Source organism: Trichocoleus sp. ST-U1 (assembly GCF_039961835.1).
GTDB lineage: Bacteria > Cyanobacteriota > Cyanobacteriia > Cyanobacteriales > FACHB-T130 > FACHB-T130.
In genome coordinates this window covers 211,244-235,180 of sequence record NZ_JAMPJZ010000001.1, presented here as the reverse complement: position 1 = coordinate 235,180, position 23,937 = coordinate 211,244, and the positions used below count along the sequence as shown (strand labels likewise).

At 47.2% G+C, this 23,937-nt stretch carries 23 protein-coding genes and 1 tRNA gene; 14 read left to right on the top strand and 10 right to left on the bottom strand.

Annotation, left to right across the window (positions count from 1 at the left end; genetic code table 11):
* Window positions 1-110: 110 nt before the first annotated feature.
* Window positions 111-1,016 (top strand): ABC transporter permease subunit, encoded by a 906-nt coding sequence (locus NDA06_RS01100; RefSeq protein ID WP_190984693.1) that lies wholly within the window; start codon window positions 111-113, stop codon window positions 1,014-1,016.
* 21 nt (window positions 1,017-1,037) lie between these two features.
* Here the strand turns inward: NDA06_RS01100 and NDA06_RS01095 are convergent, their stop codons facing one another.
* Together NDA06_RS01095 and NDA06_RS01090 are read right to left on the bottom strand one after the other, a co-directional pair.
* Window positions 1,038-1,631 carry an HAD family hydrolase gene (locus NDA06_RS01095; RefSeq protein WP_190410298.1) on the bottom strand — a complete coding sequence of 198 codons (594 nt, stop codon included), beginning with the start codon at window positions 1,629-1,631 and terminating at the stop codon, window positions 1,038-1,040.
* Between the two features lie 91 nt (window positions 1,632-1,722).
* Window positions 1,723-2,682: a glycosyltransferase family 9 protein gene (locus NDA06_RS01090; protein WP_190984694.1), complete on the bottom strand. Its 960-nt coding sequence runs from the start codon at window positions 2,680-2,682 to the stop codon at window positions 1,723-1,725.
* Between the two features lie 95 nt (window positions 2,683-2,777).
* Between NDA06_RS01090 and ispD the strand changes: the two genes are divergently transcribed.
* The gene (gene ispD, locus NDA06_RS01085) at window positions 2,778-3,464 is read left to right on the top strand and encodes a 2-C-methyl-D-erythritol 4-phosphate cytidylyltransferase (protein WP_190984695.1); all 687 of its coding nucleotides are present in this window, start codon (window positions 2,778-2,780) and stop codon (window positions 3,462-3,464) included.
* 2 nt (window positions 3,465-3,466) lie between these two features.
* Here the strand turns inward: ispD and NDA06_RS01080 are convergent, their stop codons facing one another.
* Together NDA06_RS01080 and NDA06_RS01075 are read right to left on the bottom strand one after the other, a co-directional pair.
* Window positions 3,467-3,823, bottom strand: coding sequence for a hypothetical protein (locus NDA06_RS01080; RefSeq protein ID WP_190984696.1), 357 nt, complete (start codon window positions 3,821-3,823; stop codon window positions 3,467-3,469).
* A gap of 401 nt (window positions 3,824-4,224) precedes the next feature.
* A complete protein-coding gene (locus tag NDA06_RS01075; RefSeq protein ID WP_190410294.1) occupies window positions 4,225-5,019 on the bottom strand; it encodes a glycoside hydrolase family 16 protein in 795 nt (264 codons plus the stop codon).
* A gap of 490 nt (window positions 5,020-5,509) precedes the next feature.
* Between NDA06_RS01075 and NDA06_RS01070 the strand changes: the two genes are divergently transcribed.
* Both NDA06_RS01070 and nfi read left to right on the top strand, forming a co-directional pair.
* Complete coding sequence (locus tag NDA06_RS01070; RefSeq protein WP_242047350.1) at window positions 5,510-6,490, top strand: glycosyltransferase; 981 nt, start codon at window positions 5,510-5,512, stop codon at window positions 6,488-6,490.
* Window positions 6,487-7,149, top strand: coding sequence for a deoxyribonuclease V (gene nfi / locus NDA06_RS01065; protein WP_190984698.1), 663 nt, complete (start codon window positions 6,487-6,489; stop codon window positions 7,147-7,149). The genes NDA06_RS01070 and nfi overlap by 4 nt, the downstream gene beginning before the upstream one ends.
* A 98-nt stretch (window positions 7,150-7,247) precedes the next feature.
* Here the strand turns inward: nfi and NDA06_RS01060 are convergent, their stop codons facing one another.
* Window positions 7,248-7,868: a serine acetyltransferase gene (locus tag NDA06_RS01060; RefSeq protein ID WP_190410291.1), complete on the bottom strand. Its 621-nt coding sequence runs from the start codon at window positions 7,866-7,868 to the stop codon at window positions 7,248-7,250.
* A 586-nt stretch (window positions 7,869-8,454) separates the two neighbouring features.
* Here NDA06_RS01060 and NDA06_RS01055 point away from each other — a divergent pair.
* The 4 genes from NDA06_RS01055 to NDA06_RS01040 all read left to right on the top strand — a co-directional run bounded on the left by NDA06_RS01055 (window position 8,455) and on the right by NDA06_RS01040 (window position 11,982).
* Window positions 8,455-9,006 carry an FHA domain-containing protein gene (locus NDA06_RS01055; protein ID WP_190410290.1) on the top strand — a complete coding sequence of 184 codons (552 nt, stop codon included), beginning with the start codon at window positions 8,455-8,457 and terminating at the stop codon, window positions 9,004-9,006.
* A 6-nt stretch (window positions 9,007-9,012) separates the two neighbouring features.
* A complete protein-coding gene (locus tag NDA06_RS01050; protein ID WP_199300587.1) occupies window positions 9,013-11,022 on the top strand; it encodes an FHA domain-containing protein in 2,010 nt (669 codons plus the stop codon).
* A 199-nt stretch (window positions 11,023-11,221) separates the two neighbouring features.
* Window positions 11,222-11,530 (top strand): hypothetical protein, encoded by a 309-nt coding sequence (locus tag NDA06_RS01045; RefSeq protein ID WP_190410289.1) that lies wholly within the window; start codon window positions 11,222-11,224, stop codon window positions 11,528-11,530.
* Between the two features lie 26 nt (window positions 11,531-11,556).
* Window positions 11,557-11,982: a hypothetical protein gene (locus tag NDA06_RS01040; RefSeq protein WP_190429611.1), complete on the top strand. Its 426-nt coding sequence runs from the start codon at window positions 11,557-11,559 to the stop codon at window positions 11,980-11,982.
* 132 nt (window positions 11,983-12,114) lie between these two features.
* On the opposite strand, the gene NDA06_RS01035 is transcribed toward NDA06_RS01040, so the two are convergent.
* Window positions 12,115-12,600 (bottom strand): hypothetical protein, encoded by a 486-nt coding sequence (locus NDA06_RS01035; RefSeq protein WP_190435290.1) that lies wholly within the window; start codon window positions 12,598-12,600, stop codon window positions 12,115-12,117.
* Window positions 12,601-12,698: 98 nt separating this feature from the next.
* Between NDA06_RS01035 and hetZ the strand changes: the two genes are divergently transcribed.
* From hetZ to NDA06_RS01020, 3 genes are all read left to right on the top strand, one after another.
* Window positions 12,699-13,841, top strand: coding sequence for a heterocyst differentiation protein HetZ (gene hetZ / locus NDA06_RS01030; protein ID WP_190984699.1), 1,143 nt, complete (start codon window positions 12,699-12,701; stop codon window positions 13,839-13,841).
* On the top strand, window positions 13,834-14,853 hold the full coding sequence (locus NDA06_RS01025; RefSeq protein ID WP_190984700.1) for a hypothetical protein: 1,020 nt from the start codon (window positions 13,834-13,836) through the stop codon (window positions 14,851-14,853). Before hetZ ends, NDA06_RS01025 begins: the two co-directional genes overlap by 8 nt.
* Window positions 14,854-14,926: 73 nt before the next feature.
* Window positions 14,927-17,227 (top strand): DUF3488 and DUF4129 domain-containing transglutaminase family protein, encoded by a 2,301-nt coding sequence (locus NDA06_RS01020; RefSeq protein ID WP_199323961.1) that lies wholly within the window; start codon window positions 14,927-14,929, stop codon window positions 17,225-17,227.
* A 144-nt stretch (window positions 17,228-17,371) separates the two neighbouring features.
* Here the strand turns inward: NDA06_RS01020 and NDA06_RS01015 are convergent.
* From NDA06_RS01015 to NDA06_RS01005, 3 genes are all read right to left on the bottom strand, one after another.
* Window positions 17,372-17,453: transfer RNA gene (locus NDA06_RS01015), tRNA-Leu, on the bottom strand.
* Between the two features lie 93 nt (window positions 17,454-17,546).
* Window positions 17,547-18,329, bottom strand: a complete 783-nt coding sequence (locus NDA06_RS01010; RefSeq protein ID WP_190984701.1) for an SDR family NAD(P)-dependent oxidoreductase — start codon at window positions 18,327-18,329, stop codon at window positions 17,547-17,549.
* A gap of 154 nt (window positions 18,330-18,483) precedes the next feature.
* On the bottom strand, window positions 18,484-18,768 hold the full coding sequence (locus NDA06_RS01005; protein ID WP_190429832.1) for a DUF427 domain-containing protein: 285 nt from the start codon (window positions 18,766-18,768) through the stop codon (window positions 18,484-18,486).
* Between the two features lie 200 nt (window positions 18,769-18,968).
* On the opposite strand from NDA06_RS01005, the gene recQ reads away from it, so the two are divergent.
* Together recQ and NDA06_RS00995 are read left to right on the top strand one after the other, a co-directional pair.
* Window positions 18,969-21,119 (top strand): DNA helicase RecQ, encoded by a 2,151-nt coding sequence (gene recQ / locus NDA06_RS01000; protein ID WP_190984702.1) that lies wholly within the window; start codon window positions 18,969-18,971, stop codon window positions 21,117-21,119.
* A gap of 588 nt (window positions 21,120-21,707) precedes the next feature.
* Window positions 21,708-22,520, top strand: a complete 813-nt coding sequence (locus NDA06_RS00995) for a hypothetical protein (protein WP_190984703.1) — start codon at window positions 21,708-21,710, stop codon at window positions 22,518-22,520.
* A 337-nt stretch (window positions 22,521-22,857) separates the two neighbouring features.
* On the opposite strand, the gene NDA06_RS00990 is transcribed toward NDA06_RS00995, so the two are convergent.
* Complete coding sequence (locus NDA06_RS00990; RefSeq protein ID WP_190984704.1) at window positions 22,858-23,247, bottom strand: hypothetical protein; 390 nt, start codon at window positions 23,245-23,247, stop codon at window positions 22,858-22,860.
* A gap of 302 nt (window positions 23,248-23,549) precedes the next feature.
* Between NDA06_RS00990 and NDA06_RS00985 the strand changes: the two genes are divergently transcribed.
* A complete protein-coding gene (locus NDA06_RS00985; RefSeq protein ID WP_206755335.1) occupies window positions 23,550-23,723 on the top strand; it encodes a hypothetical protein in 174 nt (57 codons plus the stop codon).
* The last annotated feature ends 214 nt before the right edge of the window (window positions 23,724-23,937 follow it).

The window sequence follows — 23,937 nt, the reverse complement described above, 5'->3', positions numbered from 1 at the left end:
ATGGTTAGTGTATATTAAACTACCCTGAAGTTTCCAACAACAGTAAAATAGACTACACTCGAATCGCTAATTGAAACATTTCTAATTACTAATTGCTAATAGTTTTTAATATGCAGCATTGGATGCCGAAAGATAGAATTTTCGCTAAGCAAAGATTAACGCCTTATCTGTTTTTGCTGCCTGCTTTGTTGATTTTGGGGCTAACCGTTTTTTGGCCTGCCTTACAAGCGTTTTACCTTTCTTTCACGGAATATACTCTGATTGGTCAAGCGCCAGAATGGGTGGGTTTTAAGAATTTTCGGCGTCTGTGGATCGATAGAGTGTTTTGGCAGACGCTGTGGAATACTCTGCTTTACCTGATTTTTGTAGTGCCGATTTTAGTTGTGGCATCGCTAGGACTAGCGATTCTGGTTAACCAAAAACTACGTGGAATTAGCTGGCTTCGGGCAGCTTATTACACACCTGTAGTCATTTCAATGGTGGTGGCTGGGATTGCGTGGAACTGGCTTTATGCAGAAAACGGTCTGTTGAATCAGGTGTTAGTAAATACAAAAATTATCCCATTTCTCCAAAATGGCGTCCCCTGGCTGACTAGCCCGCGCTTTGCACTTTTTAGCGTGATGGTGGTGACGGTTTGGAAGGGATTAGGCTACTACATGGTGATTTATTTAGCTGGCTTGCAATCAATCCCAGCTGATGTCTATGAAGCGGCGGCAATTGATGGATCGGATGGGATTGCTAAGCATTGGGACATTACGATCCCATTGATGAAACCGTATTTAGTGCTAGTGGCGGTGATTTCTGCGATTTCTGCCACGAAAGTATTTGAAGAGGTTTATATTATGACCCAAGGAGGGCCGCGAAACAGTTCTAAAACGATTGTTTATTATCTCTATGAGCAAGCTTTCCAAAATTTAGAGATGAGTTATGCTTGCACAATTGGATTGGTGTTGTTTTTGGCAATTCTGGGGCTATCAATCTTGAATTTAAAGCTATCAAACTCAATTAAAAATTAGAAATAAAATTAAAAATAATTTTTAATTGTTCTGCTGGCAAATCCACTCAACCGCAGCGACTAAATCCGCCGCGATGAAATCCGGGCGAGTGTGGTGCTGATACTCGCCACCCAAGACGCGATCGCCAAATCCAGTCTGCACTAAAATCCCGGTAGAACCGGCATTGTGCGCCATGTCAATATCGGTGGCTTTGTCCCCCACCATAAAACTGCGCGACAGATCCAGATCGTGTTCCCAAGCAGCCGCCACCAGCATTCCCGTATTCGGCTTGCGCCAGGTACTCCAGCGGCTGAATTCTGGATTTGTCCCTCCTTCTGGGGGGCTGAGATAAGGGCAGTAATACAAAGCATCTAAACGCGCCCCTGCTTCAGCTTGCAAGAGGTGGCAGAGGCGCAGATGCAGAGCATCCACATGACTAGCCGGATAGTAGCCTCGTGCGGGGCCAGATTGATTGGAGACGAGACAGCAAAACATCTGCCGGTCGTTGAGCAGCCGTACCGCCTGAGCAACCCCCGGTATCAGGTGTAAATCCTCAACTTGATGGATATAACCGGCTTCGACATTGAGGACGCCATCCCGGTCAAGAAATACTGCTGGTTTGGCAGTTTTAGACATGAATTGAATCAACAGAGAATAGTTTGGAGGGGCGGGAAAATTAAAAATTAAAAATTTTGTTTTGCATTTTTAATTTTTAATTTTTCAGGATTTAACCGCCCCAGATTTGCTGGAGAACGTCTGCTGGGGGAATGTCGGCTATCGAGCGACTAGGGGATTGCAAACCGCGAACGCGATCGCTACTCGGCAGCAATTTTTTCGCTTCTGTAGGGCCAAACAGCGCAATCGTGTAAGTCCCAACGGCGACGGCTAAGTGCATGGGCGCACTATCCGTACACAGCATCAAGTTAGCACCAGCAATCATTGCCGCCAACTTTCCGATATCCCCAGGCGAAGTTACCTTCAGGTTAGGAGAGAACTGCATTAGTTCGCTGACAAATGCTTGATCCTCTGGCCCTTTGAGGAGAACAATCGGCAAATCGGGCTGTCGCTGTTGAGTTTCTTGAATAATCTGCTGCCATTTCTTGACCGGGTAGATTTTATCTATCCCTTTCGCCTGAGCCAGGGCGCTAGAACCGCCATGAATCAGGATGTAGCCAGTTTCTTGAACACCGAGTTGTTTTTGTTCCTTTTCTGCCCACTCAATATCTGGTTTTGGTACATTGACCGCCAGAGGAGGACAGGGGGAATTCATTCCTAAACCTTGCAGCAAATCGTGATACATATCACCGGCATACTGCTCGGTTTTTAGCGGAACTGGGTTGGTGAGAAACCAGTTTCCTGGCCCGTTATAGCTAATTCGAGTGGGAATGCCGGTCAGCCACAGCAGCAGCCCTACACTCCACCTGCGCCCCAGAGATAGGGCGATATCATACTCGCGATCGCGGATTATACCCAGTAAATTTCCCCAGTCTGCTGGTCCGGTACGGTCTTTGAAGTCATAGGTGAGGATTTCATTAACCGACTTGCAAACCCGGTAGGCACCCTTTGCCCTGGGTTCTACAATGACATCAATCTGAGCTTCCGGGTAATACCGCTTCAGGTCATCCAGGGTAGGGAAGAACAGAATTTGGTCGCCAATCCCGCCGGGGACAAGGGCAAGTATTCGCATTACTGTTGATTGAGGTTACTTATCAGCTTCATTTTAGGGGAAGATATACTTAGCGCAACAAGGATTAACAAAGCGGTCAGCAAAAGAGGAAGCGTGTGCATTTATTGATTCCAGCAGCAGGGATGGGGCGTCGGATGGGGAGCGAGCGAAATAAACTCCTTTTGACGTTGCTCGGTAAACCCTTGATTCACTGGACTCTCCAGGCGGTTGAAGCTTCCCGTCACATCAGTTGGATCGGTTTAATTGCTCATCCAGATGACTTTTCTGACTTCAAGGAGATTCTCGCTGACCTCTCCCTCACTAAGCCCGTGCAATTGATCGTTGGTGGGTCAACCCGTCAAGAGTCGGTCTACAACGGCTTGCAGGCGCTCCCATCCGCCCACCACGTCTTAATTCATGATGGCGCTCGGTGTCTGGCGACGCCCCAATTACTGGATCGGTGTGCTGAGGAACTAATAAATTGTCCTGGCTTAATTGCAGCGGTGCCGGTGAAAGATACGATTAAAGTCGTGGATGCGGCTGGGTTCATTGAAAGTACACCCGATCGACAGCATCTATGGGCGGCTCAAACGCCCCAAGGTTTTAAAGTTGATTTGTTGCAACAGTGTCATACGGAAGCCCGACGCCAAAATTGGGAAGTTACCGACGATGCGGCTTTATTTGAAAAGTGCAATTTGAAAGTCCGGATTGTCCAGGGAGAAGAGACGAATCTGAAGGTGACTACGCCGGTGGATTTGAGCGTAGCAGAGTTTATCCTGCGCGATCGCTTACCAACAGGATGATATTAATAACGGCGTGACTCTGGTGCGCGATCGCTGTGAGCGCTCTCTTGCGGATCGGAGTTCAATTGGCTGCTGGGTTCATATTTCTTTTGAACTTCTTCCAGCTGCTTAGTAATTTGATTAATTCTTTGCTTAACCGTCTGAAAGTCAATATTGCGCCAATGAATAATCGTATTTTTTACTTTTTTCTGTTCTCTGTCAGCCACAGCTTGCATTCGCCCCCCTTCACAAATTTTTTTTAACCGGTCTTGTAAATTAATGTAACTTGTGATACGGAACAGTCCACTCCGTCTTGCGGAGGAAGCCAAAGTAAATATCTCCGTATCTTGTACCATTTTTAAGTCGGCGGTTTCAACCACGTCTAAAACTCTGAAACCCTTGCACAATCGGAGGTCGGGTAGAACGTAAACGTAGGTGCGTTCGTGCCGTAAGGCTTTAGCTTTCAAGGAAGAGTAACAGGGTAAACTGCCCTAGTGCTGGGTAACGCGCAACTCAAGCGCCACGCACCCCGCGCCCGGAGGTGGCTCCCCAGCCTACACATCCGCGATTTGGATTAGTTTTTCACGAGAGCTTAAGATCGTTGTTGTTTCTTGTTTGCAATCGATGGACTTCTTAACCCCCCAATTTATTGGGGGGTTGGGGGAATCAATAATGTAGCGCCTCACAACCCAAATGGTATTCGTTTGCGTAGTCGCGACTTTAGTTGTCAGGCGTTTTTATTGAATCCAAAAAGTGAATTGGATTGACGAGAAAACATCTATTAAGCCTTTTTATAGATGCGGATATAGTCAACATCCAAGTAAGTCGGAAATGGGGTGGTGGTGAGAGGACATCCCGCAAAGCTGTTGCAGCTACCCACGAGATTGCCCACCGCCAGAACCATTGGAAAAGCATCAAACTTTTGCGTGGTGGTAAACTTTTGCACGCCATCGACGAGCCATGTCAAGCGTCCGGGTTCCCAAATTACAGTGTATTCGTGAAAGTCGTCGGTGTAGTTAGTTTCGTACAGCTTGGAAACTTCTGACTTCTTTTTACCATCCAGCAAATAGTGCTGCGTAAAAATATTTTCGTTAGGGATGTTTCCCCTAAGTTCAGCAAAGTCGATTTCCGGAGGCCATTTAAAGTCCTGTCGCCACAGCGAAATGTAACCTTGGGTTCCTTCTCCCTTTTGAAAACGCGCCCGAACTACCCAACGCCCGTAGGTTTGAGCCGTAAGTTGGGTAAACCCGCCTGCGGTATAAGGAAACGTGACTCCATCCTTAGTGATGGTTTCCTTGGCAATCTTGAGGCGCAAGAGTCCGTTTTGTACAATCAGTGCTGAGTTTCCATTCCACCAGGAAACTGCTCCTGCTGTACTCGGTTTACCCCAGTATCGAACGTAATTCGCTTTATCGAGAGAAGTTGAGTTGAACTCATCTGCGAAGGTAAGAGTCCAACCCGGAATATTTGGAGCGCTTCCGGTCGTGGCAGTGATTGCAGAACCTGTTTGGCTCAGGCTCAATATTGGCACGAGCGGTAGCACAAACAGGAACAAAAACACAAGAATTCTTTTCATTTCGATCGTAACGAATTGTTCATGGCTGTTCCTTGCAGGGGATCAGCCTATTTACTCTTCTGACTTGTTGCGATCGCACCGGACACTATCAGGAACCGCCTGCTTGTCTAGGTAATGCTAACTGTCAAGGAATATATTGTTGTTTACGAGTAGTAACTAGATTTCACTCTCAGGAAGCTTCCGTAAATACTTGATAGAAATGTAGTAATATTTAAACAAATTAAGTAGAAATACTTCGATTAATCGCTCAATAATTTGTTGGTTGAAGCAGCCCCAGAGAGCAGCTAGAGTATCTAGCTAAGAAAATCAGCAAGATAAAGACCCAAATTAAATTTCATAGCTGCTAAATTTCAGTTGAAATGACGTTCTTTTTAATGGCAACAAAGCCATGTAGATAACTAAACACGACTCAGAAGCGGTTATACAGCACCCTGCTTTGGCGTTCGCAGGCTTGCTATGGTGATTTCAGGTAAATATGAATTCCCACCCTATGACACAGCCCTTTCTGCCCAGGGTTTCCGTAATTGTCCCTATCTACAATGGTGAGGCGGACTTGCCAGACTTAATCGACTGCTTGCGATCGCAAACTTACCCCGCTGAGTCTGTCGAATATTTGCTGGTCGATAATAATAGTAGCGATCGCACTGCCACCCTTCTCCAGTCAGCCGCCTCCTCAGCCGCCGCTGACGGCTTAACCATTCGCCCGATTGCGGAAAACCAAATCCAAAGCTCTTACGCGGCTCGAAACGCCGGAATTCGGGCATCAACGGCTGAAATTTTTGCTTTTACCGACGCCGATTGTCGTCCTCAACCGCAGTGGTTGGCAGACCTGATTGAGCCGTTTGCCAATCCAACGATTGGCATTGTTGTCGGTGAAATTATGGCATTGCCAGGGAACACCCTGTTAGAACAGTACGCTGACCGAGAAAATGTTTTGTCTCAAAAACATTCTTTAGCAAATCCGTTCTGTCCTTATGGTCAAACGGCTAACTTAGCAATTCGTCGGAAAGCTTTAGAACAGGTAGGTTTGTTTCGCCCTTATCTAACCACTGGCGGCGATGCTGACATCTGTTGGCGCATCCAACGCGAAAGTGACTGGCAATTGCATTTTGCCCCAACTGCTATTGTCCGCCACCGTCACCGCTCCACGTTCCAGGAACTTCAAAGTCAATTGCGTCGCTATGGTCGCTCAAATCGATACTTGCACGAACTGCATGGTGTTAAGCTGACAGCAAACCTGAGTGCAAAGGAATATCTATACCGATTGAGTCGGTGGTTGGTCAAGGAAGTGCCGGTGACAGGTGTGAAAGCGATCGCGGGGAAAGCCGCGCTTGTAGACTTGTTAAGGACTCCGATTAATTTGATCAATGTCCGCGCGAGAGCCGCAGGGCAAAATGAAGCTAGGCTTCCAGAAGCAGCCAAAGTAATTGAGTGGCTGGAAAAACCCCAGGATGTGGAAGTAAATCCATGAAAATCCACCAACGCCACGCATGGCCTGATACCCCTGAGGAAGCGATCGCTATCCAGCAACAACTGAGCAAAGAAGTGATTACTTCAGACCAGTTGGAATCGGTGCAGTATGTCGCCGGGGTCGATATGGGTTTTGAGGAGTCAGGTACCATTAGCAGAGCAGCCGTTGCTGTTCTGAGTTTTCCAGATTTACAGTTACAAGAGCAAGCGATCGCCTTCCGTCCCACTACGTTTCCCTACATTCCCGGATTCCTCTCCTTCCGAGAAATTCCAGCCGTGCTAGACGCCTTAGAAAAAGTCAGCATCACGCCTGACTTAATCCTCTGTGATGGTCAGGGGATCGCCCATCCCCGCCGATTTGGCATCGCCTCCCATCTCGGAGTTCTAATCGACCTTCCCACGATTGGCGTTGCCAAATCTTTGCTCGTTGGTAAGCATGATGAGTTGCCAGTTGAAAAAGGCGCATGGCAACCGTTGCGGTATCGCCGCGAAATCATTGGTGCAGTATTGCGGACGCGCACGGGTGTAAAACCCGTTTATGTTTCTAGCGGACATCGGGTAAGTCTAGAAACAGCGATTGATTATGTGATGCGTTGCACTACGAAATATCGCTTACCAGAGACAACTCGCATTGCTGATAAATTGGCGTCAAATCGATAATGCAAGCTTGAGAGGGATGCGATCGCCGTACAGATTGGTTGCCAAGGGCGATCGCTTCATAGAGTGTCTCAATATAAGCCTTAAATTCAATTCCTAACTTAAACCAATTCTTCTTTTACTTTGATGCCATTCTTCTTCACAATATAAGCGGGAACGCCGACGACCACACAGTTATCAGGAACATTTTTAACGACAACTGCGTTAGCTCCAACCGTAACATTGTTCCCTATCGTTACTCCGCCAATTACTTTAGCACCGGCAGTAATGCGGACATTATCCCCGATTTTTGGACGACTGGTTTTATCTCTATAACCAATTGTCACCTGTTGATTAATCCAGCAATTTTCGCCCATGTCTGCCATAATGATTGTGCTGAAGCCATGCTGGATAAACAGTCCAGGACCGAAAGTAGAAGATGTATCGATAAAAAGGTAAGGACAAGATTTATAAAAATAACTGAATAAATACATAAATATCCTGGCGGATAAGTTTCCTTTAAATAATCGATGATAATACAAGTTCCTAAATTCTTTTTGACGATCCAGCAAAGAAAGTAAATTTCCTAAATTTGATTCGCCTTTCCAGCCAAATACGTTCACCCAACGCTTTACATCTGCCTCGATAATTTCTTTTTCACTGGTTAAGAAGAAAGGAATTAACAAAGGAGAAACCAAAATTATTCCTAGGTTGTATAAAGTTTTTCTAAAAAAATCTTTCATGGGTGTTAGAGAGGAAATCTTAGTTAGCGTAAATCATAGCAAAGGTTTTTACGACATACCATAGTTTATTAAGAGGTGTTTCCAATCCGGGGATAATGCTGACTCCAACTAGAATGCAGTCATATTATCAACAATGCAACTACTTTTTTTAGGTTTAATCTAGGCGGTGAGGAGTCAGAAATCATCAACAGGGCAGGAGTTGCCGTTTTCAGTTTCCCAATCTTGCAACTAAAAGAGCAAGCGATCGCTAATTGGTATCAACGCCAGCTATAATTTTATATTTTGCTTCCGTTGACAAAATTATTAAACTGTGCAAGCGAGGTGGTTGGTGCCACCATGAATGCCCAAAGTTAAACGAATTATACGAGAACGACATCGGGAACATAGACAAAGTTTGCCCATAAGTAACGCCTTCTCCTGAAGTAAAGTTGAGCAAAGATAGCGGCTCATCGTCATTTCCCGTAGATTTTCGTTTTTTTAAACTTCCTACACAATTTCAGATTTTTCTTCCAGGTCATGTTAGAAATCAGGACATTAAGACTTGAAGCAGTTTATAGAAAGAAACAATATATAAAGGCTAAGCAATATGAATGAATTAACTTTAGAGTGGCAAGAAGCCGGTCGGGGACAAACCCAAACAATTCACGATCGACAAATCGCTAAACATCCCGGTACTATCCGGATCGGTCGTGACCCAGCTCGATGCGATATCGTTTTGACAGATCCCACGGTATCTGGGCTGCACGTCGAAATATTTTTTAACCCACAGCAGCAAAGCTTTTACTTGCGGAACCTGCGAGAAAGTAATCCGCCGCTAGTGGATGGTCACACCCTCATCCAAGGCGAAGTGCTTCTGAGTCAGGGTAGCACGATCTGTTTAGGACAGATAGAAATCCAGGTGACAAAGGTTTCCTTGGCAGTGGTGGGCGTTCCTCCGACGGTTTTGTTGTCACCGCCATCACCCGCAGCAGGCAAACCAGCCCCCACCGCCCCTAACCCAGCGGCTGTAACCTATGGTTTGGAATGTTCCAGTTGCCATCGCGTTTCACCGTATAACTTAATGAATTTGGGGTGTCCGTGGTGTGGCACATCCCTAGCAGCAGCATTGAGCGTTTTAGTCACTCCTAGCAGCAACTAATCAACCATGAATCCAGCACCCATGCGCCTTCGCCTCAGCTGGGACGATCCAGGAACGGGAGAACGGAAAGAACCGACGCTGGCAGTTCCAATCGCACTGGGACGGGAATTTAATCAGATGCCAGGGGAAATGAATGGGCATCGCGTCTCCCGATTAACCCTCAATAGTCTTGAGGTTTCCCGCTTCCACGCCCTGATTGATATGGACGCTGGCGGGTTGGTGGTTATTGACCAAAACAGCAGCAACGGCACCTTGATTAATGGACAACGTCAGACGCGCAGTGTTCTGGGGAATGGCGACTCGTTGCAAATTGGCCCTTATTACATCAGCGTTACCTTCGCTGCCAATCCACCTGCATCGCCCCCGTCTGGAAATTCCCAGATTTTCTTCCACCCAGACACAGATCTCCCTGACCCCAGGATTAGTCATCCGGCACCCCTGCCTCCGCTTGCTTCCCCCGCGCAACCAGGGGGAACGGCAGCGTTTCCTCCACCGGCTTTTCAGGCGCAGCAAGTCGTCGTGCAAGACCTTCATGCCACTGGATTGCGGGTGGATGAAGTGGACTATGCCGCTGTTGGGGGCGGTTTGGGCAGCTTTGTCTGGGTAGATTTATTAAGAATTTACGGGGTGAAAAGCAGTCAGATTGTGGCTTTGGGAATGGAACCCCAACCGTATGCTCGTTACAAGCGGCTGTGCATGAATTCGCAAATTCCTCTGTACGAACGCCTGCGGTCAAATTCAGATTCTTGCCCCGATAATATTTGGGGTTGGCCTAGCTATGCCCTGCGAGAAGCTGGGCACGATTTGCTCAAGGGAAGCATAGGAACAGCATTCGGGTATTTGTGGCAGGTATTTGCCGAACCGGCTTTTGCCCAAACTTATACCCCTCGTGCGGGTAATGTCTTTGACGCCCTTGATAGGGAAGCAAAACGGATTGGTTGGGAACAGATGTTTCGTTACGCCAGCGTCCGTTCGATTCGGAAAACTGAGGATGGACGATATGCGATCGCTTATTCTCGTACCAGTGCCAACCAGCGCGACCATGCTTTCTTAATTGCCCGCAATGTCCAACTCGCCACCGGCTACGCGGCGATTCAGTTTCTCCCGGATTTGCAAGCCTACCGGGAAAAAACCAATGATTTTAAGTCCGTCGTCAATGCCTACGAAGAACATAACCACGTCTACGAGCATTTAGAGAAATTTGGCGGTACCGTGATGATTCGGGGGCGGGGGATTGTCGCTTCGCGGATCGTACAGCGAATTTATGAAGCGAGGGCAAAAAACCCAAATATCTCCCTGCTACACTTGATGCGATCGCCTAAACCCCAAGGTAACAAATTTGGGCGATCGCAACGGTCTGTTGAAAATCACTACGAATTTCAACCCTTTAACTGGCCTAAAGCTACTTGGGGTGGTGAATTGCGGATAATGCTTGAAAAAGCAGCACCCGAACAGCGAAAGCGCCTACTCGCAGATTGGGGCGGCACCACCACAGCTGACCGTCAGGATTGGCGACGCATGGTTGAAGAAGGCATCCGTCAAGGCTGGTATCAAATTACCTTTGGGGAAGTGGAACGAGTCGAACGCAACCCTCATTCGTCAGGAATTGAGCGCACCGTTACCTATATTCAAGAAAAAGGATTAAAAGGACAAATTCGCCTCGAAGCTGACTTTATCATTGACGCCACCGGACTCGATGCCAAAGTCAAAGCGAATCCCCTCCTGAACGACCTTGTCACCCATTACAAACTCCCCCTCCATGAAAATGGGCGGATAGCTGTTGCCAACAATTTTGAACTTGTCGAAATGCGATCGCCGCAGGGTCGGATGTATGCTGCTGGTGCCATGACCCTCGGTGGGCCTTACGCCGCTGTTGATAGCTTCTTAGGGTTGCAATATGCAGCACTTTGTGCAGTTGATAGTCTGTCGGCAGCTCGTGCCCCCGGAATCCATCGATTGAACTTTTTGAGTTCTTTTGGGCAGTGGATAAAATGGGTCGCGAACCAAGCACCGTAAATTTACTAAATTTGCTCTGGGCACTCAACGGATTGTCAGAGTAGATTTCAGCAATATTGCTGATTCATCTAGAAGCGGGCAAGCAGAAAATATAGATAGATACTGAAAGAAAGTTGACTCCATCAATAACTGCCGTCATAGCCCTGAGCGAGCCAAAAATATGCGAGTCCATTGCACTTATCGGAATGGAGGCCATAAAGTGCGAAAACTCAAAATTTTTAACGAAGTTTTACCTGAAGTCAGGCTGTTCAAGTGTAAAGAAGCCGAGATGAGCAGCAGCTACCTTCTAGAAGATTTAACGATGAAGGAAATCGCTGACTACATGGGTTTTGGCTGTATTTCCGACCCCGAAGAAGCAAATGTCATGTCTGAAACGACAGGGTTGCCAATTGTTGGAAATTCTGTGTGGGTGAAATGCCCATCTAAGCTAGAAGTCGGAACAGTCTATGAAGGTCATTTACGCAAGAAAGAAACGTCCGGACTGCCCGAACTGAAGCTTGAAAACTGATGCGGTAAGTGGATTAAAAATTTACCATGACTCCGACACTCTTCGGTCGTTGGCAAACCCGATTATTTCTACTAGCAACACTGGGCACGTTGGTAACGTTGCCCTTTGCTTTGGGCGTCATTGGTCCCGGTGCCGACTCGCTTTTTTTCTGGATACTAGGGTATGTTGCGGTCTTTGGACTCGGCTGGGATCTCCTATATGACTATATCCAGAAATTCCGTTGGGATCGAGATTGGCCTGGAGCTTTACAGTTGCTTGCCGGTATTTGGGAAGCAGTTTTTATCGGGTTGCTGGTGAAAATATTTAGCTTACCGGGTGTAGGACGGGATCTGCCGTTGCAATGGTTTGTGCTGCACTACAGTCTCGTGTGGCTGAGCGTCTATCTGGCGTCGCATACCATCATGCGAATCTTATTTCCGCGTTGGCGTTTCCACGGGGGTCAGTTAATCTGACGAACGTTGCAGCGGATTGAATCCGGTTTATTAAAAAATCTAAAAATTAGCAGGGTTTATTCGGCGTTACACGCTCAAAGAATCATAATGATTCGTAGGGCGGACAACACCACCCTACAAAAAGCCCATGACTCAAGCGATATCGGGGGGCAAATTTCTGGGATTAGAGTTGAAGGAAGGCCAGTGTTGTTGCCGGTGTTCTTTAATCCGGTTCAGCAAATTTTCCCGAAAAATTTCAGCCCCGGTGGTACGATTACCGGGAGTTTCAAAGAAAATCGTGCTATCAACAATATCTCTGCCAACCATTTCAAACAAAATGTGAGTTACAGGTTCGGGCAAAGCAATAATTTCCGGATCTGGCACGGAAGAGAAAAGGTTGGCGTCTTCTAAAGTTGAAAAGGCGTGTATCACATTTTTTTCGAGATTAACTTGGGCGCGATTGCTAAGGGTCGTCAACAGCCAACCATCTTCCTGACTTTGGAGAATGTAATACTCGGAATGTTGCAGGCCAGTCGCATAGTCTACAAGAACGGGTGCGATTTCCGTAATCCACTTAGGTGGGATGCGATAGAGGGGCGCTTTATCAATCAAAGCTTGAATTTGTTGGTCTAAGTTCATAAGGACTATTTGGGGTCTTCTGCCGTTAACGTGTCGTAGTTGGGTATGCTAGGGTTTTGACAACAATCAGCCATTGTGGGGAAATCTACCAGAGAGTGGTGGATGCAATCTTTCAACTACTATTTAACGAACTCCGAGAGTCATCCAAGGCGTCGGAGCAGAACTGTCGTGAGGTTGCGGCGCGCATCTCTAGCGAAGTCGCCCGGATTTGCACTGAGAGTAAGCGCATCCAGGACTCAGGAGACATCGAAACCTGGGCAACAACACTGGCTCGTCTTCGCCTGAAACAATGTCTTCATTATTACCAAATGGGGGCACACCGGGGACGAGTAGAATTACACAGCACCCTCAGTGCGATTATCTATCGCTACATTACACCGTCGCAGGTGCCTACGAGCTACCAGGCGCGGCTGACTCTGATAGAAGATTTCTTACAGGGATTTTATGCTGAGTCCTTAAATGCATTTCGACGAGAAAGCGGAATGGGTCCGGCGTATCGTCCTCATACTTTGTTAGAACTGGCAGAGTATATGGCTTTTGCTGAGCGCTACGGCAAGCGGCGCATTCCTTTGCCCGGTCATCGCACTCAGCAATTAATCATCCTGCGGGCGCAAACTTTTTCGCAACAACAACCCCCGGAAACTTCCGTAGATATGGAGCAAGCGGCAGAGGGATCTGCCACTGATTCCGACTCGGTTTGGAATGAAGCGACGGTGCAGCAGGTGCGGGAGGCGATGGTCGCTCACGAATCCGAACCCCTGGAAAAAAGCCTGCGCCAGACGGTGATTAAGGAGTTGCTGGCTTATCTGAAAGAGCGCCAGCAAACTGAATGCGCCGATTATTTTACTTTGCGTCTGAAAGATTTATCCGCCGGGGAAATTGAAGCAATTTTAGGTTTGACGCCGCGCCAAAGGGATTATTTGCAGCAACGCTTCAAATATCATTTGATTCGATTTGCTCTTTCCCAGCGCTGGGAACTGGTGCATCAGTGGTTGGAAGCAGATTTAGAACGGAATTTGGGTTTGACGCCGCAACAGTGGCAAACATTTCAGGGAATGCTGAGCCAAGAGCAGGCGGAATTACTACGATTAAAGCAACAGGGATTCCCAAATGCAGCGATCGCTCAAACTATGGGTTGTACGGTCTCCCAGGTTGAGAAGCGGTGGTTCAAGCTGCTAGAGATTGCCTGGGAAATTCGCAATCGTTCAGTATCCGGAGCAAGTGCATCTCAAGATGAATAGTGACCTAGACAACAATTCCGAAGCGATCGAAAACCGCTTTCTGGCAAGTCTGCTAGAGGATGGCGATCCTCTAGCAGCGCCACCACCCCCAGAGCCGCCTGCTCCTACAGACGACTTGGTGGCGGCAGAGCTGGAATTGGATGCGTTAGACCCACTGGATTCAGAAGACTTGAGCGTAGTGACCGACCACTTCGGTGAAGCGACCCAAGGCTGTCAACCACTCAACTTGGGAGGAGAAATACCGACTGTGCAAAATCGTTTCCATGCACTTTTGAAGCGCAAACTACAAACAGAAATTGAACGGAATCCGCCCCTGTTTCCCTGGGAGACGGAAATTCGTAATTATGAACCTGACTATTCAGACAGCGAAGTAAACAGCTGGGTTCCCCTATGGGCACCGCAGCTCTCTAACTTCAGTCTGCCAGTCACCCTACCCGAAACGGTTTTAACACAACTGCTAAACTCTTGCCAGGAGGCGATGCAGTCGCCGCTGCAACAGGGAGCAAAAATGGTGCGTGCCGCCAGTGCCTTATTTCCAGGGCAACCCCAGGCACTGAACCAGTTAGCAGGATTGGTGCTGCTCTATCCAACCCGTTCTCCTCAAGAGCAGCAACTGTTTACAAATCGTTATGAAGAGGCGACAGACAGCCAACAAATGGCGCTGTCCTTATTGGCGGCTAGAGAAATCATCAACGCGCTGACGCTGCCTGTATCGCCGGATCGGCAGCCGGTAGAGCGGCAGTGGCAGACGACAGTTGGACTGATGACTCTCAGGGCGGAATATCAGTTAGAGGGGCGGGTTCCCAGATGCCGGATTGAGACGCGCTTGCCTCGCGGCGGTAGGTTAACCTTACGAACCCCGCAAGGCTCGGCAACGGCACAGCGCACTTATCCTGGCTATCTGAGTGTAGAATCCTTTGATTTGGAACCCAACCAGACTTATCCTCTGGAGATTCAGTTTCAGGAACTCGATCGGCAACCGCTGATTTTTGCGATCGCTGTTGGCGATTAAATTGCTAATGGCGAATGGCTAACTGTGATAGAACAATTAGCAATGAGCAATTAGCGATTGACCAATCACCAGTATGCGGCGTCTACCAGTTTTTAATCAGTTTAGGCAGCGGCAAGCGGCGATGCCGATGCCCGAAACGGAAGAATCAATTCTGTTGCGGGTGCTGGTGCAGGCACTCGTAGTGGTAGGAATCATTGCGACGGATGTAGCAGCCGAGACGCAGATTAGCTTGTGGGCTGTGCCGCTCAGCATTGCTGGGGCGACGTGGAGTTGGTATCGACGACGCGATCGCAATGTGCCAGTGAAGTTCTTACTGGCGATTGGAATGTTGGTGGCACTGGCAGTTTTCTTGAGAAATCTGTTCGGTCAATTGAACGATACCCGGCTGGTGCTGGCAGAGTTGTTAATTCATCTGCAAGTGCTGCACAGCTTCGATCTACCTCGTCGCAAGGACTTGGGCTATTCGATGGTGATCGGGCTGATTTTGTTGGGTGTTGCCGGGACAGTGAGTCAAACGTTCGCTTTTGCACCTATATTGCTGTTGTTCTTAGGCATCGGTCTGCCGGTGTTGGTGCTAGATTACCGTTCGCGGCTCGGTTTGGAACACTTAAAAATGAAAAATGAAAAATTAAAAAAGGGGAATTCCCCAATTTTTAATTGGAAATTTTTCAGTATCAACTTTTTAGCGATTGTAGGACTGGGGCTGACCATTTTTGCCCTGATGCCTCGGTTTCCTAGCTATCAGCTACAGACATTTCCCGTCAGTGCCCCCAGCAATCTCGCCCAAAAGGATTTTCCCGACAATAACCGTGGCATTGTTAACCCTGGTAAACAGGGCAAGGAAGGTTCTGGTGGTGGGTCAAACCAAGACACTGGCCCTGGCAAAGTAGATGATACCTTTTACTACGGCTTTAACAGCAAGATTAACCAGAACCTACGGGGAGGGATGAAGCCCAAGGTGTTAATGCGGGTACGCTCCCAGTCAGAGGGATTTTGGCGGGTGCTGGGGTTCGACCGCTACACGGGTCAAGGGTGGGAGATTTCCCGCGACAATCAAACGCAGACGGTAGAGCGTCCACCTTGGTCATACCGATTTTTTATCCCCAGACAGTTCATTACTGGGAAAACCAGGGAGGTGATTCAGACCTATACAGTGGTGTCTGAGATGGCGAATCTGCTGCCAGCCCTGGCGTTTCCCAAGGAACTCTACTACCCCACGCCGAGAGTGGCACTGGATACAGAAGGCAGCGTGCGATCGCCTGCACTGTTGCAGGAGGGACTCACCTACACGGTAGTTTCAGAAGTCCCTTACCGCGATCGCACTCGCTTGGGGCAGGCGTCCACTAACTATTCCAAACCCATCCGAAATTACTATCTGCAAGTTCCTCCGCAAATTGCTGACAAAGTGCGGCAGCTAACGGGAGAAATCTTAGCGAAGTCGAGAAAACCCATCACCTCGCCTTACGAAAAAGCCCTCTACTTGGCTCAATATCTCAAACAAAACTACACAATTCCACCCGATCCCAATAGCTTGCCATTTTTGGATGAAAACGAAGACTTAGTAGAAGCATTTCTTTTCAAGTACAAAGGCGGCTATCCAGACCACTTTTCCAGCGTCCTCACGATCATGTTGCGTTCGATTGGCATCCCGGCGCGACTGGTGGGGGGCTTTTCCCCTGGCGAGTTCAATCCCTTCACGGGCTTATACATCGTCCGCAACACCGATGCCTATCTGATGACGGAGGTATATTTTCCGAGTAACGGTTGGTTTGCTTTCGATCCGATTCCCACGCATCCACTCATTCCCCCTTCAATTGAAGAAGACCAAACGTTTAGCGTGCTGCGCCAATTCTGGAAGTGGGTTGCCGGTTGGTTGCCTTCGCCACTCACCAGTTGGCTGAATAACGTGTTCGGTGCAATTACTACCTGGCTAATTGGGGGAATCATCTGGCTGTGGGCGCTATTATCCAGGGGGTGGGTGGGCTTGTTCGCCGGTCTCATCTTAGCTATTTGCCTGGGTTTCTTGGGCTGGCTAGCTTGGAATGGGGTGCGTGTATGGTTGTACCGTCGCTGGTTAGCGAAGCTGCCTCCGATGGAAAGTCTTTACCAGGAAATGTTGGCAAATTTACGCACTCAGGGATATGCCAAACATCCAGCCCAGACGCCCTCGGAGTACGCTTATCTAGCGTATAAACACCAGCCACCGGAATCTGCTAAGGCAATTGACGAGATTACCCAAGCTTATGTCAGTTGGCGCTATGGTAAACAGAATCCCAATGTGAATCAGTTGCGGCTGAGGCTGCGAGAGTTGAAAAAATCTCAGTTGAAGAAGCGTTGGCAGCAGCGCCAAGATTTAAAGCTGAAGGCTCAATAATATTTTTCGGGTTGAGATCGCGCTTTGGGTGTTGGGTGGAGAAATCGCGATGGCTTCGCCTCGGACTCTGTCCTACGCAACCCACTCAAAACAAAACCGAGGCTTTTAGCCTCGGTTAGTTACGGAGTTATCGATCGTCACTCATGCGGATGAAAGGACTTGAACCTTCACTTCTTGCGAAACTAGAACCTAAATCTAGCGCGTCTGCCAATTCCGCCACATCCGCTCATGGCGTTTACTATCATAGCAGAAACTCCCGCCATTATCAGCATTTTAAGAAATTTGTTCTTGCCCACCTTCTCAAAAGGGGTTGGGTGTTTTAGCCAGCAAGTAAGGATTCGGCACCATCAATCCACATTTCCGTCCCGCTAATCAGGCTGGAGGCGTCTGAGGCTAAAAATAGCACTAGGTTGGCAACTTGTTCAGAGGAGCCAGGTTTACCATCAGTTAGCGGGATTTTTCCTGCCGGATACTCCACGGGTTCACGAGCTTGTTCCAAGCTCCGTCGTTCGGTGCTTTCGTCAATATTGGTTTCTATGGCACCCGGACAAATCACATTGACGCGGATGCGGTGTTTGGCTAGTTCTAGCGCCACCATTTTGGTGAATGCGACTTGAGCCGCTTTAGTGCAGGAATAGGCTGTCGCACCGCTGTTGCTGAACATCCGCGTGCCATTGACGGAGGAGGTGATAATGACAGATCCGCCTTGTTTCTTGAGATGAGGCACGGCATATTTAACAGTGAGGAACGTGCCTCTCAGATTGACTTTAATCGTTTTGTCCCATTCTTCTGGCTCTAGCTCTTCTATCGGTGCCCAGACGCCATTAATTCCAGCATTCGCAAATACAATGTCGAGGCGTCCCCATTGATTTATTATTTGTTGCACCGCTTGTTGCATCTCCTCTGTTTCGGAGATGTCAGCGAGTACCGGGATGGCTTCTCCACCGGCTTGTTGGATTTGGGCAACGACTTCGTTGAGTTCGTCTTCAGTTCGTCCTAGGGCTGCGATTTTTGCACCTTCTTTCGCCAATAGCACTGCTGCTGCTTTGCCGATGCCCGAACCCGCACCTGTAATCAGTGCTACTTTGTCACCAAGTTGCATTGCCCCTCCTCTACTTTGACCTGTTTCCTATTGATGGTTGAACAAAGGAAGGGACACTACATCCGTCTTCTGGAAGACGTAGTTTGGAATCGTGCAAGGTGATAGGTAATTCCTTCCAGGCTTGGGGGCACGGCATTGCCGTGCCTCCACTGGCTTATGCTTCGACTTTGACGCCTTTCCAGAAGGCAATGTACCCTTCAATGTTCTTGGCGGCGTCCTTGGCTTGGGGATAGTACCAAGCTGCATCTTTGTTGACTTGCCCATCGACTTCGATGGAGTAATAGCTGGCTTTGCCCTTCCAAGGACAGCTGGTGTGAGTGTCGCTATCTTTGAAATATTGCTGGTTGATAGCATCAGCGGGGAAGTAGTGGTTGCCTTCCACGACTTCGGTGCGATCGCTTTCTGCTAAAACCGTACCATTCCAGATTGCTTTCGGCATGGGTTAATTTACTAATAGACTTTCCAAGTATCATTATGATTCGTAAAGCAGGCTCTCGTTAGCGCAACCAATTTCGGGCAGCAGTTTTGGATGCCCACAGCACTCTGAAACTCCCTTGCGGAGAATTCGGAATTTCTTCATTCATCCTTTTGATCCTGCGCGGATGCGCCGCTTTGCTAACATCCTTCATCCTTCGGAAGATGCCCCAGTTTCATTCTCTCGAACAGGCACTCAAACATTTCTTTGGTTACGACAGCTTTCGCCTAGGGCAACGTCAGATTATTGAAGAAGCGCTACAAAACCAGGATTTGCTGGTTGTGATGCCTACAGGCGGAGGAAAATCTTTGTGCTTTCAGCTACCAGCCCTACTGAAATCTGGTTTAACCGTGGTAGTGTCGCCGTTGATTGCCTTGATGCAAGATCAAGTGGAAGCGTTACGGGATAACGGCATTGGCGCGACGTTTCTCAATAGTAGTCTCAGTTGGGGACAAGTGCGATCGCGCGAACAAGATATCCTCAATCGCCGCATCAAACTACTCTACGTTGCCCCAGAAAGACTCTTGGGAGAAAAATTTTTGCCCTTTTTAGATTTGGTGCAACACCAAATTGGAATTCACTCGATTGCCATTGATGAAGCGCACTGCGTTTCTGAGTGGGGACATGATTTTCGCCCGGAATATCGGCAATTGCGACAATTACGCCAACGCTATCCGAATGTGCCCTTTTTAGCCCTTACCGCCACCGCTACTGATCGCGTCCGTCAAGATATTATCCAACAGCTGGCGCTCAGGCAACCCAGTATTCACATTGCCAGTTTTAATCGCCCCAATCTTTACTACGAAGTTCAGCCAAAAGAAAAACAAGCTTACTCCCAACTCTTAAAGCAAATTCGCACAACTGAAGGTTCCGGGATTATTTATTGCCTCAGTCGTCGCCGCGTGGATGAAATTGCCTTTCGATTACAAAAAGATGGGATCTCAGCGCTACCTTATCATGCGGGGCTAGATGATGAAGAACGCACTTCCAATCAAACCCGCTTTATTCGAGATGACGTGCGAGTAATGGTAGCAACGATCGCCTTTGGCATGGGAATTAATAAACCCGATGTGCGCTTTGTTATTCATTACGACTTACCGCGCAATTTAGAAAGTTACTATCAAGAAGCTGGAAGGGCAGGAAGAGATGGAGAACCTGCGCGTTGTACAGTCTTTTTTGGCTACGGCGATTTGAAGACGATTGAGTATATTATTGACCAAAAAACTGACCCGCAAGAGCAAAGGATTGCCCGTCAACAATTGCGACAGGTAATTGATTATGCGGAAGGAACAGACTGTCGCCGCACAATTCAATTGGGTTATTTTGGCGAACGTTTTGCAGGAAATTGCGGCAACTGCGACAACTGCCGTTTTCCTAAACCCGTGCAAGATTGGACAATTGAAGCGCAGAAATTTCTTTCTTGTGTCGCTAGATGCAAAGAAAGATACGGGATGAATTACATTATCGATGTGCTGCGCGGCTCAAAAAATCAGAAGATTTATCAGAATGGACATCAGGAACTTTCTACCTACGGCATCGGCACTGATAAAAGTGTAGAAGATTGGAAGATGTTAGGGCGATCGCTCTTGCATCAAGGACTTGTCGCTCAAACCACTGACGGTTATTCTGTCTTAAAGCTAAACGCTTTAAGCTGGGAAATCTTGCGGCGTCAGCGTGAGGTGCAGATTGCTGTTCCGATGGTTACTGCAATTGATGAATCACCGCAAATGGCCGCAGAAGTAGAAATGTTGTATGAACAATTGCGCCAGCTTCGCAAACAACTCGCTGATGAGCAATCCGTACCTCCCTACGTCGTCTTTGCCGATTCTACCTTAAAGCTGATGGCTCAGATGCAACCTCAAAGCTTACCGGAATTTGGCAAAATTTCCGGTGTTGGAGATTATAAATTAGCTCAATATGGTGAGCGATTTGTTACTGAAATTCAAACTTATTGTAAAGAACAAGGGCTTTTTAAATCAACTTCTGTTGCGCCAATTTCTCAAAAAAATCACCCTAGCTACACCCAGTTAGCGACGCTGGATTTGTATATGCAAGGTTTGAGCATTGAAGAAATTGCTCTAAAACGTAACTTGCGGATAGGCACTATCTTAGATCATCTAGCAGAACTAATTTCGATGAACCAGCCTGTCGATTTAAACTCGTTAGTACCCCTAGAACGTCAAGAACCCATTTTAAAAGCGATTCAAGAGGTGGGTGCTAGTTCACTCTCAAAGATTCGAGATTCGCTAGGGGAAATCTATACTTTTGATGAGATTCGACTGGTACGGGGACTGTGGAAACGAGAGAATAAATAAAGGTTGATTTTTTAATGCAAAGGTACGCAAAGGTTAGCGCAAAGGTAGGCAAAGTAAAAACTTACCTATCCCGTTTGCTGAAGCGGTTAGTAAGTAAAAAAATACTACTTTTGGGGTATGGTGTAATAGCAAATAATGTGTCTAAAGGGATGTTGGTGATCGCCATAACTGAAGGTAGTCTGTTACTCCCTGAAGCCCGTTGGGTTCTTCGACAAGATGAAGCTAGAAAAGCGCTTCACTAGGAATGTTTGGGACGTGCAGTTGCACTTCAAGCAAGACATCAAATCACGTGGAAAAAGACAACTACTCTGAAGCTGAATGCTGGCTCAATCTGGTGCAGTCTTCGTCTGATAGTCAAGCATCCGTTAAAGAGGCGACGCAACCGTTGAGCGTCTAAAATTTGTGGTTAAGCGCTTTAGCTGAAGGAGTCAGGAGGCTTCGCTAACCTTTTAAACGGCAGGGCAGGAGCTTTTTCACTCATCTAGTGTTAAAACCAATAATATTGCCTGAATCCTCAAGGACGGGTGTGAAGTTAAGTTTAAGCTACACAATGACGGATTTCGCAAGCTCTTTAGGAGAAGTTAAGAGATGACCCATCACGTCAATCAGCTTGGCGAAACGATCCCCCAAACGCTCAATGGATATGACCCTAATGTGTTTCCAGCATTTCATGAAACGCTGCAAACTCACTTTCCAGGGGCACTTCCCATGAGCAAGTACATGAGAAAGACTTTCCAAAGCTTGAGCGCCTACGGTTTTTGTGACGAAAACACGATGGGAATGATAGCAATTTGTCGGGATGAAGTCGCCGAACCCCTATTCATTGAAGTAATTCGATACTGGGGGAAAACTTTTAATTGTTGCAGCTTAGCGGGTTTCGTGATGATGGGGAAAACTGGGTTAGCCGCTGCGACTGACCATACCCCTATCGTTGATGGTATCCGTCGTTTTACCTTCTATGCGATGCCCCATATCGCTATTTCTAGACATGGTGATATTGGTAAGGTTTATCGAGATGGTGTTCAAAAAGTTTCCCATGCTTGTGGAGCATTAGAAACAGTCGTCAAAGAATTGGCATCTGGTCATCTGAAACTAGAAATGGATATGCAGGATATTGAACAAACAATTATCCGGCAGAAAATTCTTTCAGCCCTTACCTATGGGGACAAACCCGATTTGATAGAGATTACAAAGTTGGCATCTAAAATTATTTCCGACGATGTCGAAGCCCTCTTAAATATTCTCGATCGCTCTGTGTTTAACTACGCCGTCATGACCGGAATTCAAATTCATGGGCCTCTAGGCACCCACTGGATTTATCCACAAGATTTTTATGTCGTCGGCTCTGATCTTCCTGCGGGCAAGGAAAAGATAGAAGCGTTTCAGCAGGCGCAAAATTAAAAAGGTAATGACAACGCGATTTTTAGATACAACAGTTGTACGATAAATCTGAAGTATTCAGTTTGGAATAGCTATAGGAGTTAGGAGCCAGGAGCCGAAATTCATAAGCTTCCTAACCCTTGAGTTTCGTCAGAATCGGCTGTTGTCCTTGCGTTACAGATAGCATTATATTTGTAACAAAGAGGGAAACCATGTTGAGCGCAACCTCGTCTGAGGCAACCAGATACCAAAATGCAGGAATCTCTCTTAAAGAAAAATCAAAAAGGGTGGATATTGTCCACCCTTGTTAATCATTCAGGCGCACTTAAAAAATAATTTCGGTGCTTACAGGTAACACCTACCAGAACTTCAACTGCTTACCAATCCAGTTTCCTGACTGATATACGCCATAAGCAGTTGCCGCAGCTCCACCAGCTAGGATTGCACCCATCACTACTGGTCCACCTACAGCCGAAGTAACAACCGCGGTTGCTGCTGCTCCAGCCACATTAGTTCCCATAGCGCCAGCAATTGCAGTTGTGACTCCACCCAGTCCCATTGATGAAACTGCGGAAGCCATACCAGCGTAACCTGCAAGGGAACCTGCACCTGCGGCAGCAGCAGAAGCAACAGACGTTCCGACAATAGCAGCAGTCTGGATACCAGCCTTAGCCACCTTTTCTGCCGATCTGTCACTTCCATCTAAACCATCGGTCAATCCATCAAATGCGTCTTTGAGAGGTGCCATAAGTTACACTGCCGTATCTTACAATAATCCAGGTCAAAAATTAAGCGAAATTTGTAATAACAGCCTAAAATATTTATTCTGAAATGTCAGTATATTTTTTAGAATTAAGTACTTACACTGAACCTCTTGATAGCTTTATAAAGGTTTTAAAATATTGTTGCCATTGGATTTAAAGTTAGTGTTAAGCAATAGGTTGGAAAGTTATTATTACAGTGTTTTGAGCAGCAATTTTTAACAGAGAGAAGGCATTATGCTACATAAAGGCTACGTTATCAGGTTTTGACGATACAAAGGTAATAGAGGTGTATTTTGATAGCGATCGCAATTATCATCAGCACAACGAGAAATTGTTGATTGAGATTACGCTACTCAACATTTTTTACCAAACAGGAATGCGGCGAAACACCTCACAGATTGAGCGATCGCATTCTTTCGCTAACCCGTATTTAAATGTGATCGCACATTCGGGACTTTAAAAAAATTTTATGGGTGTGCCTCTTTGAGTTTTTCTTGGGCGCATGGATTCCCATTCTCAATGAATATACTGTCAAGTAGCAATAGTCAAGTATCAATTATTACAAATAATTAAATGCGATCGCTCTGCACAGATAGCATAGACACAATCAATTCTGTCCCTAAAACCTGTTATTGAAGCAACAGAGGAGTATTTTGGAAAAAGAGCTGATTAAC